Source organism: Paenibacillus sinensis (assembly GCF_019904155.1).
GTDB lineage: Bacteria > Bacillota > Bacilli > Paenibacillales > Paenibacillaceae > Paenibacillus_AQ > Paenibacillus_AQ sinensis.
Genome location: NZ_JAHCMB010000241.1, coordinates 145,756 through 159,380, shown reverse-complemented (window position 1 = coordinate 159,380; position 13,625 = coordinate 145,756). Strand labels below are relative to the sequence as shown.

General features: G+C 50.6%; 15 protein-coding genes. 8 read left to right on the top strand and 7 right to left on the bottom strand.

What is annotated here, in order from left to right:
- The first annotated feature begins 178 nt into the window (after window positions 1-178).
- The 3 genes from KIH86_RS29360 (at window position 179) to KIH86_RS29350 (ending at window position 2,124) form a co-directional block, all read left to right on the top strand.
- The gene (locus KIH86_RS29360; RefSeq protein WP_223081374.1) at window positions 179-478 is read left to right on the top strand and encodes a CD1845 family protein; all 300 of its coding nucleotides are present in this window, start codon (window positions 179-181) and stop codon (window positions 476-478) included.
- 79 nt (window positions 479-557) lie between these two features.
- Window positions 558-1,958, top strand: coding sequence for a relaxase/mobilization nuclease domain-containing protein (locus tag KIH86_RS29355; protein WP_223081375.1), 1,401 nt, complete (start codon window positions 558-560; stop codon window positions 1,956-1,958).
- A gap of 4 nt (window positions 1,959-1,962) precedes the next feature.
- Complete coding sequence (locus tag KIH86_RS29350) at window positions 1,963-2,124, top strand: hypothetical protein (protein ID WP_223081376.1); 162 nt, start codon at window positions 1,963-1,965, stop codon at window positions 2,122-2,124.
- Here KIH86_RS29350 and KIH86_RS29345 read toward each other — a convergent pair.
- Window positions 2,121-2,804, bottom strand: a complete 684-nt coding sequence (locus KIH86_RS29345) for a Crp/Fnr family transcriptional regulator (protein ID WP_223081377.1) — start codon at window positions 2,802-2,804, stop codon at window positions 2,121-2,123. The genes KIH86_RS29350 and KIH86_RS29345 overlap by 4 nt on opposite strands.
- Before the next feature lie 113 nt (window positions 2,805-2,917).
- On the opposite strand from KIH86_RS29345, the gene KIH86_RS29340 reads away from it, so the two are divergent.
- The 5 genes from KIH86_RS29340 to KIH86_RS29320 all read left to right on the top strand — a co-directional run bounded on the left by KIH86_RS29340 (window position 2,918) and on the right by KIH86_RS29320 (window position 7,601).
- Complete coding sequence (locus tag KIH86_RS29340; protein ID WP_223081378.1) at window positions 2,918-3,595, top strand: lactate utilization protein; 678 nt, start codon at window positions 2,918-2,920, stop codon at window positions 3,593-3,595.
- 510 nt (window positions 3,596-4,105) lie between these two features.
- Complete coding sequence (locus tag KIH86_RS29335) at window positions 4,106-4,522, top strand: RNA polymerase sigma factor (RefSeq protein ID WP_223081379.1); 417 nt, start codon at window positions 4,106-4,108, stop codon at window positions 4,520-4,522.
- 114 nt (window positions 4,523-4,636) lie between these two features.
- Window positions 4,637-4,915, top strand: a complete 279-nt coding sequence (locus KIH86_RS30255; RefSeq protein ID WP_223081380.1) for a helix-turn-helix domain-containing protein — start codon at window positions 4,637-4,639, stop codon at window positions 4,913-4,915.
- Between the two features lie 661 nt (window positions 4,916-5,576).
- Complete coding sequence (locus KIH86_RS29325; protein ID WP_223081381.1) at window positions 5,577-5,840, top strand: DUF6870 family protein; 264 nt, start codon at window positions 5,577-5,579, stop codon at window positions 5,838-5,840.
- An 81-nt stretch (window positions 5,841-5,921) separates the two neighbouring features.
- Window positions 5,922-7,601 carry a recombinase family protein gene (locus tag KIH86_RS29320; RefSeq protein WP_223081382.1) on the top strand — a complete coding sequence of 560 codons (1,680 nt, stop codon included), beginning with the start codon at window positions 5,922-5,924 and terminating at the stop codon, window positions 7,599-7,601.
- Here KIH86_RS29320 and KIH86_RS29315 read toward each other — a convergent pair.
- The 6 genes from KIH86_RS29315 to KIH86_RS29290 form a co-directional block, all read right to left on the bottom strand.
- Window positions 7,587-7,919 carry a hypothetical protein gene (locus tag KIH86_RS29315; RefSeq protein WP_235775686.1) on the bottom strand — a complete coding sequence of 111 codons (333 nt, stop codon included), beginning with the start codon at window positions 7,917-7,919 and terminating at the stop codon, window positions 7,587-7,589. The two genes, KIH86_RS29320 and KIH86_RS29315, sit on opposite strands and share 15 nt — an antisense overlap.
- Window positions 7,916-8,713 (bottom strand): methionine ABC transporter ATP-binding protein, encoded by a 798-nt coding sequence (locus KIH86_RS29310; RefSeq protein ID WP_223081383.1) that lies wholly within the window; start codon window positions 8,711-8,713, stop codon window positions 7,916-7,918. The genes KIH86_RS29315 and KIH86_RS29310 overlap by 4 nt, the downstream gene beginning before the upstream one ends.
- 310 nt (window positions 8,714-9,023) lie before the next feature.
- Window positions 9,024-9,257 carry a hypothetical protein gene (locus KIH86_RS29305; RefSeq protein WP_223081384.1) on the bottom strand — a complete coding sequence of 78 codons (234 nt, stop codon included), beginning with the start codon at window positions 9,255-9,257 and terminating at the stop codon, window positions 9,024-9,026.
- Complete coding sequence (hydA, locus tag KIH86_RS29300) at window positions 9,257-10,681, bottom strand: dihydropyrimidinase (protein WP_223081385.1); 1,425 nt, start codon at window positions 10,679-10,681, stop codon at window positions 9,257-9,259. The genes KIH86_RS29305 and hydA overlap by 1 nt, the downstream gene beginning before the upstream one ends.
- Before the next feature lie 3 nt (window positions 10,682-10,684).
- The gene (gene preA, locus KIH86_RS29295) at window positions 10,685-11,974 is read right to left on the bottom strand and encodes an NAD-dependent dihydropyrimidine dehydrogenase subunit PreA (RefSeq protein WP_223081386.1); all 1,290 of its coding nucleotides are present in this window, start codon (window positions 11,972-11,974) and stop codon (window positions 10,685-10,687) included.
- Window positions 11,975-12,002: 28 nt separating this feature from the next.
- Complete coding sequence (locus tag KIH86_RS29290) at window positions 12,003-13,394, bottom strand: NAD(P)-dependent oxidoreductase (protein WP_223081387.1); 1,392 nt, start codon at window positions 13,392-13,394, stop codon at window positions 12,003-12,005.
- Between the last annotated feature and the right edge of the window lie 231 nt (window positions 13,395-13,625).

The following is a 13,625-nucleotide window of genomic DNA, read 5'->3' as shown; positions in this document are numbered from 1 at the left end:
TTCTACGCCTTTCTCTAAAATCTTATATAGGGTTTTGGGGAGTGCCTCCTCCAATCCCTGTAACTTCGGGACAAGATCGGTGCGACCTCGACAACATTGTTGCCCTCTTTCCCACATGGTAAAATATAGGTAGAAGCTAATATTACGCCTGTATTTCAAAGAAGAAAGGGGAATTATAATGAAGTTTATCAAGCTCATTTTTAAGGTTATCGCCATTCCGTTTATCGTCATTCTGACGATTGGAACGCCTGTATTTGTATTTCTGTTCTGCTATGCCGCAGTCTTTATGGAGATTGCTTCGGGGATAGGTGTACTGCTTAGTATCGCCCTGTTGCTGACCGGGGAAAAGCTCGGTTGTTGCGTGTTCCTGTTCCTGTCCTTCCTGCTCTCGCCCTTTGGTATTCCCGCCATTGGGGAATGGCTGGCAGACAGACTGAGAAGCATTAACTGTTCGCTTCGCTATTTTATCGTAAGCTGAACACAGAGCGGCATAAGTGCCGGGCGACTTCGGGCCAACTTGGCCCGAAGTTATTTTTTACATGAAAGGAGGGCCGCACATGGCGACAACCTATTTCAAACCCCATCATATCAGCAAGGGCGAAACGATAGCACAGTCAATGAAAGACCGTTTTGATTATGGACAGAACCCGGAGAAAACACAGGGCGGCGATTTGGTTCTTGCCTATGAGTGCGACCCGAAAACCGCAGATGGGGAGTTCCTTTTAAGCAAAGCCAAGTACAAGGCCGTTACAGGCCGGGAGCAGAAAAAGGACGAGGACATTTTGTGCTATCAGGTACGCCAGTCCTTTGTTCCCGGCGAAGTGGATTCCGAAACGGCCCTTAAAATCGGATATGATTTCGCCATGCGCTGGACGAAAGGCCGACACGCTTTTTTCGTGGTTTCCCATGTTGACCGCCCTCACCCTCATGTGCATATCTATTACAATTCCACTACCCTTGATTGCACAAGGAAGTTTCGGGATTTTCTCGGTACGGCCCGTGCGGTGCGGCGGCTGTCTGACCGTATCTGCCTTGAAAACAGCCTTTCCTATATCGCCAGTCCCAAGCTGAAAAGTAAGGGGAAATACAGGCATTACGGGCAATGGCTCGGCGGCAACAAAACGCCTACCTTTCAAGAGCGCCTAAAAGCGCAGATTGATATTTGCCTTGCGGAAAAACCGCCCGATATGGACAGATTTTTGCAGGCAATGTTTGCCGCTGGCTTTGAGGTTAAACACAGGCGGGGCGGCGGGATCAGCTTCCGCACCGAGGGGCAGGAACGCTTTACACAGCTTCGTGCCGCTACGCTTGGCAAGGGTTACGGCTTAGAGGATATACAGGCGGCGATTAAGGGCCGGGCCGCTCCTATGGAACGGCGCAAGGTAAATCTGATTGTGGATATTCAATCCCGTATGAGAGCCGGGAAAGGCCCCGCTTACGAACAGTGGGCCAAGATATATAACCTAAAGCAGATGGCGGCGGCGTTACCGTATTTGCAGGAAAACGGCCTGATGGATTATGCCGATTTGGAACAAAAAGCCACACAAGTGGCAGACCGTTTTCACACGCTTTCAGACAGCATAAAATCAATGGAAACCGCCATGCGTACCAATACGGAATTAAAGGTGGCGGTGGTGGATTACGCTAAGACACGGCCTGTGTTCGAGGGGTACAAAGCGGCGAAGTACAGCAGAAAATACCTTGCGGAGCATGAAGCAGATATTGCCGCCTACCGGGCGGCAAGGGCTACAATGGATAGGCTCCTGAACGGTGCGAAGCTCCCCAAGATGGATACACTCAAAGCGGAGTTTCAGCAGTTGGCTTCTGATAAGAAAAAGGCTTACCGGGAGTACCGGGAAGCCAAAAAGGCCATGCAGGAAATTGTAACAGTGAAAAGTAATATAGACCACCTGCTCGGCCTGACGGATGCGCAGAAAAATAAGGAAATGGAGAGATAGCGACATGACGCAACATGAGGTGCAACGCACCGACTTCGGGACAACTTGGCCCGAAGTCGCAGGGTTTGGGGAAGGCACTCCCCAACAAGCAATTTTTGAGTTTTCCCGGCAGGGAAAATCTCAAAAATGTGCAAGTGTCAATACACTTGCCCTGCTTGCCGGTTAGTGAAAATCTTTTTTTACTGCTTTTTGCAATAGCTTAAATTCGTTTCTATAAAAGTCAATCAAGCCGTCCCGCTTCATCCATGCAAGCTCTCTGGATAAGGCACTACGGTCTACATCCAGATACTCGGCCATCGCTTCTCTATCAAAAGGGATAGTAAAAATTTCTGTTCCAGCTTCGCGCATAACTCTTGTTAAGTAAGTTAAGACCTTATCCCGAATAGTGGGCATAATCAGACAATCATTTCTGTCATGCAGTTCTAACGCTCGTTCTGCAATACTATCAAAAAGATTGCCAAGTAATTGTTCGTGTGCCACACAAAACTTTGTATAACGGCTCAATATGTTTTTGATAGGAATAAACAGAACCTCAAGCGGTTCTATTGCCTGTACTGACATAGGGCATCTTCTTCCACGGCTAGCCGCTGTTAAAACAGCGGTATAACCACCCGGATAATGGAGGGATACAATAATTTGTTTTCCTGTGACGCTCAATTTCGTACTTTGAGCGCTACCCTGCAATATAATGCCCACATCATCAACTAAATCGCCCTCACGGACAACCATCTCATCTTTTGCATATTCTTTCCGTGTGGCTGACAGATATTTAAGCATTTGGGGAATATCATTTGGGGAAATCCCCGAAAATAAACGTGATTGACATAGGGAATCTAAGTTGTTCATGAGAGGCTCCTCGTTGCACGTGCAACATACTTTTTCTTTTTACTATACTATATTAATCATAAATACACAAGAAGTTTAGTCACCTTTTCTAACGTCAGAATGGAGGAAGAACAATGCAAGGGAAAGAAAATTCAATAAAAGCGAGAAATCGACTTTTAGCATCAAAGGTTATTAAAAATCTGCAAAGCAGAAAGTTTGAGGCTTATTACTGTGATAACGCCATAGAAGCTGTAGAAAAGGCACTATCATTTATTCCGGAACATTCTTCGGTATCATGGGGTGGGTCAGTCACGCTTGAGGAAATCGGACTGCTTGATCGAGTACGGCAATGCAAATATGTAGTTATTGATCGCGACAAGGCGCAAACAATGGAGGAACGTTATGACCTCATGCGCCAATCTCTTTTGTGCGACACCTATTTAACGAGTTTTAACGCCATTAGCGAAGATGGTATATTGGTCAATATCGACAGTGTGGGCAATCGAACGGCGGCAATTACCTTTGGACCGAAAAGTGTTATTGCTATCGTAGGGATGAATAAGGTTTGCAAGACCGCTGAAGACGCAGTTATAAGAGCCAGAACATATGCAGCCCCCATTAATGCATACCGCTGTTCGTGCTCGTCCAGCCCGTTTTTACATTCGCCGCAAAAAACGCCCTGTCTAATCAATGGTGCTTGCGGAGATTGTAAAACAGATGATTGTATCTGTTCTTACATTGTCCAAACAAGAATGTGTAAAACAGCGGGGAGAATAAAGGTTATCCTTGTTGGCGAATCTTTGGGATATTGAATAAGAATTATAGTTTAATAGCTGCCAAACGGCATATAAAAAAAGCCGCCATTTGGCAGATGATTATTTGTGACCAAATTGAGAGATTAACTAGACGGCTTCTTTGAAAAAATTCAAAGAAGCCGTCTGATTTTAGCAAATAAAAGTCAAAAATTTCATCAATAGCGGCTTTAGGATAGGAGGTTCTCATGTATCCAAAGCTGCTGTTGTATTTTGGGGAGGAACCGTTACATTGCTGTAACGGTTTGGCCTAGCTGACGCTCCCTTTCTTCAAAAATTAAAAAAGAAAAGTGTACAAAACACATACGGCTACTGCGGCCATTTTTTCTTCGACACCATTCGAGTAATTTCTCGGATTGGTGTTTTTTTGTACTTCGGGCCAACTTGGCCCGAAGTCCGGGCAGGACCGCCAAAGCATAGCGGCCCCGGCTGTCGTTCCCCGCCTTTCTCCATTCATCAGCCCGTAAACCCTGCGGAGCAATTCGCCAAATGATGAATGGAGGAAAAATAATGGACAAGCCATTAGTAACGATAAAATATAAAACCGCCAATGGGAGTGAAATTTGTGTTGAGGTTTCAACTCCGGTTAAGGAACTGCTGGAACAGTCCTCCCGGCAAATTCAATCCCAAAGGCGGCAAGACAGGCGACACCTTGATTATGTGGATTTTATAGACGGTTTGACCGGCACGGCTATTAGGAACCCACAAGAAGATATTGCCGATCTCGTGATTAGAATGGAAAGCTATCAGCGGCTTCATACCGCTATCAATCAGCTTTCAGAAATTCAGCGTAGACGGTTGACGCTGAATTTTATTAACAATCTGACCCATCGCCAGATTGCGGAAATTGAGGGCGTAGATCAAGCCGCCATAGGCCGCTCGATTAAACGTGCCCTAAATCAGCTTTGCAAGCTCCTTGCTGAATAGCAAATACTTACTGGGGGCGGCCTTGCTTTTGCAGGGCCGTTCTCTTTGCAGAATCAGTGTAACAAAAAAACTATAAATACGCAAACGCGTATACGTTGAAGCGTATAGATTGATATGCTTGTCACATACCTTTGGAAAGGTGGTGAGGGCATAAAAATCAAAGACGCTATTGCAGAACGCTTTCGGCAGTTATGCAAAGAACGCAACATATCATTTACCGAGCTGGCCCGGTTGGCAGGAGTAACGCCCTCCACCGTATACAGTATGTTAGAGCCGAAACGCAGGGATGTAAGCGCCGTTACGGTAAAGAAGCTGTGTGACGGATTGGATATGTGCATTATAGATTTTTACGATTGTGATTTATTCCGTAATCTGTCCCCGGAAATTGAATAAGCCGAAGCAAAAGGAAACGCCTTGCAGTATTAAACTGCCGGGCGTTTTTCTATGCAAATTTATATATGTTTGGGTCGGCAAAACACATTTCCCAGTCCTAATAAGTAGAGGGACATACTTCTTCCCTTTCTGCTCTTTGACAACTGAATACCGTTGGCCCGGATACGTTCAATCAGGAGGGAGCCAAGCCGCAGAGTACGCCAAGACCGCCCATGTGAAAGGGGGAAAGACCTAACGGAGCGTGAGCGATTTATATTGACTGTGGTAGGGTGGATATGGCAAGCCGCCCGGCGATAATCTTTTGATTGGTATATTGATACTTGCGGTTTGAACGCTTCACAGCATTGACCGCCACGCCATCAGCATGGGGTGAGGTGAGATTCCTATGAGGGCGGTTGCCGCCGCCCGTCCGGGCCAACGTTTTTATATAAAGGGAGTGCCGTACCGTTCCTTTCTGTCTTATGACAGGCCAATCCATAACGGTGCGGCACACTCCTGATTGATGAATGGAGATTTTAACTTCGGGTCAAGTTGGCCCGAAGTATGCGGAAAGATTAAACGCCATCACTTTGACCGTAAAAGTGGTGGCGTTTTGTGTTTCCTCATAGGACAAACAAGGAAACGCATATATTGAATCATGCAGAATAAGGAGGTGCATGATATGCTTACGCTGGAAATGATAGATGATTTTATGAGCGTAAATATGAACACGGTAGATGTGGGAACGCTGGCTGACATAAGCACATTGAAGCTGGATAATTCTCTCCCCAAAGAAAAACGGATGGACTATGTTTTGAAAGAACTGAAAAACCCCTTTTGCTTTCGATATGGGGAAATGGGAATTAAACTTGAATTTGACGACAATGCGCCGCCGATTCAAGAGGTACTTACCAACTTTCTTATACGCAAGAAAAGCGGCTTATAATGCGGCTTTGTGCCCTCGACAACATTGTTCGCATTACGCCAAAATGGTATAATATAGGTGTAATGTGAGGAAGGAGGACACATGGCACGAGCGGCCAACAGGCAAAACATTGTCAAAGCACTACCCAAAAACAAGGTATGGTTAGTAGCGTTCTATATCCGCTTATCTCGGGAGGACAAACGAGGGAAAGACGAATCGGAAAGCATCACCAATCAAAGGCTTATCCTGACCGATTTTCTTGAACAGCAGGAAGATGGTGACGAATACGTTTATGTTGACGAATATGTTGATGATGGCGTAAGCGGCACTACGGACGAAGAACGTGAAAACTTCCAAAGGTTGCTTTCCGATATACAAAAAGGGGAAATCAACTGTGTTATCGTCAAGAACCTTGCCCGGAGTTTCCGCAACAACGGCGACCAAAGTTATTATCTTGGGGACTGGTTTCCACGAAACAATGTGCGGTTTATCTCTTTATACCAACAGCCCATTGATACTTACAAAGACCCGCAGAACGCCCAAAATATCGCCGTACCCGTTCAAGGCGTTTTGAACGAGGAACACGCAAGGGGTACATCTGAAAGCGTTCGGAGAACCTTTGATAAGAAGCGGGAAAAAGGTTTGCATATCGGTTCCTTTGCGGCTTATGGCTACCAAAAAGACCCGGAGGACAAAAACGCTCTTATCATAGACGAAGAAGCCGCAGAGCATGTAAAAAGTATTTTTGCTTGGTTTTTAGAGGGTATGAGCAAAAATGCGATTGTACGAAAGCTGAATGACAGCGGCATTTTATGCCCGGCGGCTTACAAGAAAAGCAAGGGCATGAAATACAAAAACCCCAACGCCGAGGGCGGCAATCCTCTATGGTGCGCCGTGAGTATCAACAACATTCTGAAAAACCGCATTTATGTTGGGGATATGGTACAGGGCCGTTACCGCATTAAGAGCTATAAAATCCATGTGCAGGAAACAGTCCCGGAAGATGAATGGTTCATTGTTGAGAATACGCACGAAGCGATTATCAGCCGTGAGGATTTCAACAAGGTGCAGGAGCTTTCAAGAAAGGACACCCGCACCGCACCACAGCAAAAGGGTCTATATCTGTTCAGCGGTTTTCTGAAATGCGCCGATTGCGGCAAGGCTATGACACGAAGCAAGGTCGGGGGAAATGTATATTACTATTGCCGCACCTATAAAGACCAGTCAAAAACAGCTTGCACCAAGCATACTATCAGACACAATCATCTGGAACAAGGTGTATTTCATGTCATTGAAAAAATGGTTTTCCTTGCGGCAGAGTTTTCCGAGATTGTTTCAAGGATTAACACCGCTCCATTGCAGAAAAGCCAGTCTATACGGCTGAACGACCTGATAGCGGCAAAGGAAAAAGAGCTTTCCAAGATTATGCGCTACAAACAAAGCATTTACCAAGATTGGAAAGACGGAGAGATAAGCCATAAGGATTACCGCCATATGCAGGAAGATTACGAGCGGCAAATGGAATCCATCAACGAGGTTATAAAGAACCTAAACGAAGAAAAGGCCGAACTTGAAAATGGGATTGATACAGAAAACCCATTTTTAGCAACCTTTCGGAAGTATGAAAATATCGACAAGCTGACAAGAGAGGTTTTGATTGAGCTTGTAGACCACATTAAGGTATATGAAAACGGCAGTATCAGCGTTAGCTTGAAATTTGCCAATGAGTACCGCAGAGTAACGGAATACATCAAGCTCAATACCCATTCAAATGCGGTTTAGAAGAACCGCAATTTTACAGGCAGTTTGTTTTCCTAATATAAACGCTCCGGTCGGGCCGAGCGTAGTGCCTACAATCAGCCGCGACAACGGCAGCAGCAGCACAATCAGAATGATGAACGGAACCGAACGGACACCGTTGATCACGGTAGCGATGACGCGGTTGACTGCGGGCGCGGCAAGAATTCCTCCTTTTTCCGTTACCACCAGCGTAATGCCCAGCAGAGTGCCCAGCAGCAGCGCGAATAGCGACGACCATGCGGTCATATACAGCGTCTGCCGGAGCCCCTCCCACAACAGGCCGGGTACATCGTCTCTCATCGCAGCACCGCCTCTCTCTCCTGCCGCCCCGGCTCCTCGCGGTAGCCGTTCTTGTAGAAATTGAAGATACCGGCGAAGCGCCGGGCCGTATCGCTCTGCGGCTGGCTGAACAGCTGATCGACAGGGACGTTCTCCACGATCCTTCCCCCTTCAATGACGGCCGCTCTGCCGCAAATATGCCGCAGCACATCCATTTCATGGGTAATCAGCACAATGGTAAGGCCAAGTCTTCGGTTAATGTCGCCTAATAGCTCCAGAATGGAAAAGGTCGTCTGCGGATCAAGCGCCGATGTTGCCTCATCCGACAGCAGAACATCCGGCTCTCCCGCCAGCGCTCTTGCAATACCTACTCTCTGCTTCTGCCCGCCGCTCAGTTCCGACGGATATCTGCCAGCTTTGTCCCCCAGCTCGACCAGATCGAGAATTTCTCCGACACGGCGTTCGATCTCGGCCTTCGGATAGCCTGCCGTCTTCAGCGGGAAGGCGACGTTCGCAAAGACCGTCTTGGAATCAAACAAATTAAACTGCTGAAAAATCATGCCGATCTTGCGTCGGGCCAGCCGCAGCTCGCGTTCCTTGAGTCCGGTGATAGCCTTCCCGTTAACCGTAATGGTCCCGGAATCGGGCTCCTCCAACCGGTTGAGACAGCGGATCAGCGTGGACTTGCCGGCGCCGCTGAATCCGATAATGCCGAAAATCTCTCCTTTTTCGATATGCAGGTTGATATCCTGAAGCGCGGGAACAACGCCGCCCCGGGTCCGGTAGCTTTTGTTCAGGTTGGTGACAGTAATCATCGAACCGGCCTCCTCTTTCGGGAAAATAAAAAAAATCAAGCTTTCCCCGTCTTCCGGCGGTTTCGCAGCTTGATTTCCAGTTAACTGGTCAATCATTAATTCTTATTATTTCAATGTGTTTAATTGTTGTTTATTAATATAGAGCAGTTGCAAGATACTGTCAATCACGAATTTCACCCTCGCCTCCGGTGGGCAGCGGTTCGCAGCAACGCCAAAAAGCGCGCATCCCGATTGAGGGATACGCGCCATTATCGTCTTTGCTATCCTATTGGATATTGGATTCGGCCCGGCGATTAGACATCGCGGAGACTCAAGCGCCCTTGGCCGCCTTCTCCTGAAGCTCTGCGAACACCAGCGTCGTCACATATTTTCGCGCGTCGGCCGTCTGCAGGAACAGCTCGGCGGTTTCAGACGCTGGCTGCGCCTGACGAAACCTCACCTTGGCGCCATCCAGCGTCTCCAGCATGCCGTCCACGGCATAGCCCCGGGACAACAGTCCGTCGATCTCCAGCTTCTCCTTGATAAAATCGTTGTAAGCAGACATCAGACCACTCCTTCGGCTTCCGGCTTCGCCGGAAGAGCGCCCGCCGCTCCAAACCGCTTGCGCTGGAGGTATTTGCCCGCTCCCGCCTTGCCGACGAACTGCTTATCCTTGATGACGAACTCGCCCCGGCTCAGCACGGAGACCGGCTCGCCTTTTACCTCGAAGCCTTCAAAGGCGTTGTAGTCCACATTCATATGGTGGGTTTCTGCGGAAAGCGTCCGCTTCACGTTCGGGTCGAAGATAACGATATCGGCGTCGCTGCCGACGGCGATCGTGCCCTTCTGCGGGAACAGGCCGAACAGCTTGGCGCTGGACGTCGAGATGACATCCACGAACTTGTTCAGGGAAATGCGGCCTTTCTCCACGCCCTCGGAATACAAAATCGTAAACCGGTCCTCGATCGTCGGACCGCCGTTCGGGATTTTGGAGAAATCGCCAAGGCCCAGGTCCTTCTGCCCCTTGAAGTTGAAGGAGCATTGGTCGGAGCCGATCGTCTGAAGACTGCCGTTCCAGAGCAATTTCCACAGTACATCCTGGTTCCACTGCTCCCGCAGCGGAGGCGACCACACATATTTGGCTCCCTCGAAATCCGGCTTCTCCAGAGCCGTCTGATCGAGCACCAAATACTGCGGACAGGTCTCGCCGTAGACGCGAAGCCCTTTTTTGCGGGCCTCCTCGATCTTCCAGGCCGCTTCGGCGCAGGTGACATGCACGACATAGAGCTGGGAGTCGGTCAGCTCCGTCAAGTAAGCTGCGCGTCCCGTCGCTTCGCCCTCCAGCTCCGGAGGCCGGGTCAGCGCATGGTAGATCGGATCGGTGTTGCCTTCAGCCAGCGCCTTATCCACGAGGTACTCGATCACGTCGCCGTTCTCGGCATGAACCATGACGAGCGCGCCTTCCTTCTTGGCGGCTTGCAGCGTTTTGTAGAGCGTGCCGTCGTCAGCCTGGAAGGTGTTCTTGTACGCCATGAACACTTTCAGCGACGTGATGCCCTCGTTCTCGATGATCTCCGGCAGCTCTCCGAGCACCTTGTCGTTCAGCTCCGACACCATCAGGTGGAAGCTGTAGTCGATCACCGCTTTATCCACGGACTTCGCATGCCACGTATCCACCGCCTGCTGAAGCGGCAGGCCCTTGCTGGTGAGGCAGAAGTCGATGACCGTCGTCGTGCCGCCGTAAGCCGCCGCGATTGTGCCGGTCTCGAAATCGTCCGCCGTAACGGTGCCGCCGAACGGCATATCGAGATGCGTATGCGGGTCGATTCCGCCGGGGAACACATAACAGCCGGAAGCGTCGATCACTTCAGCATCGTCCGCCTCCAGTTTCAAGCCGATTTCCGTAACAATTCCGTTCTCGATGGCGATATCGCCAGTGAATGTATCCGCCGCCGTTACTACTGTTCCATTCTTGATGATCTTCTTCATACCTCAAACCACCTCCGCTTCGGAATAGGAACCGCTCAGATTGCCGACGACGCGCTGACGCTCATTCCAGCTCATCGGCGGAAGGCCGCTGTCGATCTGCACCATATCGATCGCGCCGTCCGCCGGACAGACGATCGAGCACAGGTTGCAGCCTACACAGTCTTCCTCGCGAATCTTCAGAACCGCCTTGCCGTCCGCGCTTGTCAGCATGTCGATGCATTGATGCGAGGCATCCTCGCAGGCGATATGGCATTTGTTGCAATTGATGCAGTTGTCTTCATTGATGCGGGCGACAACTTTATAGTTAAGATCGAGATCGCCCCAGTTGGAATACTTCGCCACCGATTTGCCGATCAGCTCGGTGACGGAGGCCAGGCCCTTCTCGTCGAGATAGTTGTTCAATCCGTCGATCATCTCTTCTACGATCCGGAAGCCGTGATGCATGACGGCGGTACAGACCTGAATGCCGGTCGAGCCCATCAGCATGAACTCGACCACATCCTGCCAGGTGGAGATGCCGCCGATGCCAGAGATCGGCACGCCGACCTGCGGGTTGCGCGCGCATTCCGCGACCATGTTCAGCGCGATCGGCTTGACGGCCGGTCCGCAGTAGCCGCCGTGGGCTCCCATGCCGCCGACATGGGGAATGGTGTTCCAGGTGTGAATGTCTACGCCAGCCAAACTGTTGATCGTGTTGATCATGCTGACCGCATCGGCGCCGCCCTTAACCGCGTGACGGGCGACCACCGTGATGTCGGTGATGTTCGGTGTCAGCTTCACGATAACCGGCGTCTTCGCGACCTCCTTCACCCAATAGGTTTGGGCTTCCACCAGATCGGGCTGCTGGCCGGAAGCCGCGCCCATGCCGCGCTCCGCCATCCCGTGCGGACAGCCGAAGTTCAGCTCCAGACCGTCAACCCCAACGTCTTCGACCCGCTTGACGATTTCATGCCACTTCTCCTGCTTGGGCTCGACCATCAGGGAGGCGATCACCGCATGATTCGGGAACCGCTTCTTCGTCTCGTAGATTTCCTTCAGGTTCACATCCAGCGGACGATCTGTAATCAGCTCGATATTGTTGAAGCCCGCCACGCGCTGGCCGTTGAAATTAACAGCTGCGAAGCGGGATGAGGTGTTGATGATCGGGTCACCGAGCGTCTTCCAGACGGCTCCGCCCCAACCTGCCTCAAAGGCGCGCTGTACTTGATATCCGGTATTGGTAGGCGGCGCGGACGCCAGCCAGAATGGATTGGGCGACTTGATCCCTGCGAGATCGATACTCAAATCTGCCATAAGTAATTCCCTCCCTGATCGGTATAGATTAGACGGCCGAGCCTACAACGCCGCCTTCCTGCGGCATGAACTGCTCCACAATGGCGTGAGCGGCGATTTTGCCCTGCTGTGCAGCGGATACAACCATCGCTTCGCCCTTGCCGGAGCCAAATACGATATCGCCTGCGGCGAAGATCATCGGATCGGAGGTGCGGTGAGTCTCCCAGTCTACCTTGACGACGCCCCAGTCATGTTCGAGACCCAGATGCTCGATCAGGCTATTATGCCGCTTCTGCCCGATAGCCAGTACGACAGCATCGACCGGCATGATGAATTCCGAGCCTTCGATCGGCACCGGCTTGAGTCTGCCGTCGCCTCCCGCCTCGCCGGACAGCTCCATGCTGACGCATTCAAGGCCGGTCACGCGACCCAGATCGTCGCCGATAATGCGCTTCGGCAGCGTCAGCCAACTGAATTCCACGCCTTCCTGCTTCGCGAATTCGTACTCGAAGTCGTAAGCCGTCATCTCTTCCCGGGTGCGGCGGTAGACCATCTTCACGTTGTCTGCGCCGAGCCGCACCGAGCAGGTCGCGGCGTCAATCGCCGTGTTGCCCGCGCCGATAACGGCAACGCGCTGTCCCAGCAGCCGGATGTCGGACACGCCCGTCTTCGTCGATTCCACCAGCTTGATGGCGTCGTAGACACCGGCCAGTTCCTCGCCCGGTATGCCGAGCTGCGGCACATATCCCATGCCGGCGGCCAGCACGATAGCGTCATACTCCGCTTTCAGCTCATCGACGGTAACATCGGTTCCCACCTTGACGCCGGTGCGGATCTCAACGCCGAGTCGTTCCACTTGCTCAACTTCCCAGAGAGACACGGACTGCGGAAGCCGGAAGGACACGATCCCGTGCGTATCCAGACCGCCGGCCAGCTCTCTTGCTTCGTAGATCACAACGGCGAAGCCTTCGCGGGCAAGCTCGCGGGCCGCTGACAGCCCTGCGGGACCGCCGCCGATGACGGCGACCTTGCGGCCAACAGGTGCTCCGGCCTTGAACAGCGCAGTGCCGCTCTTCATCGCCCAATCGGTCGCATAGCGCTGCAGCAGGCCGATCTCGATCGGCTTCGATGCCTCGTTCAAGACGCAGGCGCCTTCGCAGAGCTCTTCGGTTGGGCAGACACGGGCGCAGCTTGCGCCGACCGGGTTCGATTCCATGATCGTCATGGCCGCGCCTTTCAGGTTGTCCGTGGCGATTCTTTTAATGAAAGAAGGGATATTAATGCCCGTCGGGCAAGCCTTGATGCAAGGAGCATCATAGCAGTAAAGGCAGCGGTTGGACTCTTCGACAGCGCCTTTTTGGGTCAATCCGGCCTCGGCTTCTGCAAAATTTCGCATGAACATATCGGGTGAAAATACGGTCTGCGGAGAAGTGTGCTCCATCGGTGATCCCTCCAGATATATGTTATATAATATAACACAATTACGATATTTGCCTTAAAAAACTACTTACTTTGACAGATTTATATAGTAAAATAATCTGTATCACTAAAAAAAGCGCTTATCTCTACCGATATAGGTTAGTTATTCTAACATTCTATATTCAAACTATAGTCAATTCATTTTTTCGTTACATTAGACATATTGTCTAATTTAGGATGCCTATTTTTTACG

Coding starts and splice junctions, on each gene's coding strand:
- KIH86_RS29360 (WP_223081374.1), top strand. CDS start 179: ATGAAGTTTATCAAGCTCATTTTTAAGGTTATCGCCATTCCGTTTATC.
- KIH86_RS29355 (WP_223081375.1), top strand. CDS start 558: ATGGCGACAACCTATTTCAAACCCCATCATATCAGCAAGGGCGAAACG.
- KIH86_RS29350 (WP_223081376.1), top strand. CDS start 1,963: ATGACGCAACATGAGGTGCAACGCACCGACTTCGGGACAACTTGGCCC.
- KIH86_RS29345 (WP_223081377.1), bottom strand. CDS start 2,804: ATGAACAACTTAGATTCCCTATGTCAATCACGTTTATTTTCGGGGATT.
- KIH86_RS29340 (WP_223081378.1), top strand. CDS start 2,918: ATGCAAGGGAAAGAAAATTCAATAAAAGCGAGAAATCGACTTTTAGCA.
- KIH86_RS29335 (WP_223081379.1), top strand. CDS start 4,106: ATGGACAAGCCATTAGTAACGATAAAATATAAAACCGCCAATGGGAGT.
- KIH86_RS30255 (WP_223081380.1), top strand. CDS start 4,637: ATGCTTGTCACATACCTTTGGAAAGGTGGTGAGGGCATAAAAATCAAA.
- KIH86_RS29325 (WP_223081381.1), top strand. CDS start 5,577: ATGCTTACGCTGGAAATGATAGATGATTTTATGAGCGTAAATATGAAC.
- KIH86_RS29320 (WP_223081382.1), top strand. CDS start 5,922: ATGGCACGAGCGGCCAACAGGCAAAACATTGTCAAAGCACTACCCAAA.
- KIH86_RS29315 (WP_235775686.1), bottom strand. CDS start 7,919: ATGAGAGACGATGTACCCGGCCTGTTGTGGGAGGGGCTCCGGCAGACG.
- KIH86_RS29310 (WP_223081383.1), bottom strand. CDS start 8,713: ATGATTACTGTCACCAACCTGAACAAAAGCTACCGGACCCGGGGCGGC.
- KIH86_RS29305 (WP_223081384.1), bottom strand. CDS start 9,257: ATGTCTGCTTACAACGATTTTATCAAGGAGAAGCTGGAGATCGACGGA.
- hydA (WP_223081385.1), bottom strand. CDS start 10,681: ATGAAGAAGATCATCAAGAATGGAACAGTAGTAACGGCGGCGGATACA.
- preA (WP_223081386.1), bottom strand. CDS start 11,974: ATGGCAGATTTGAGTATCGATCTCGCAGGGATCAAGTCGCCCAATCCA.
- KIH86_RS29290 (WP_223081387.1), bottom strand. CDS start 13,394: ATGGAGCACACTTCTCCGCAGACCGTATTTTCACCCGATATGTTCATG.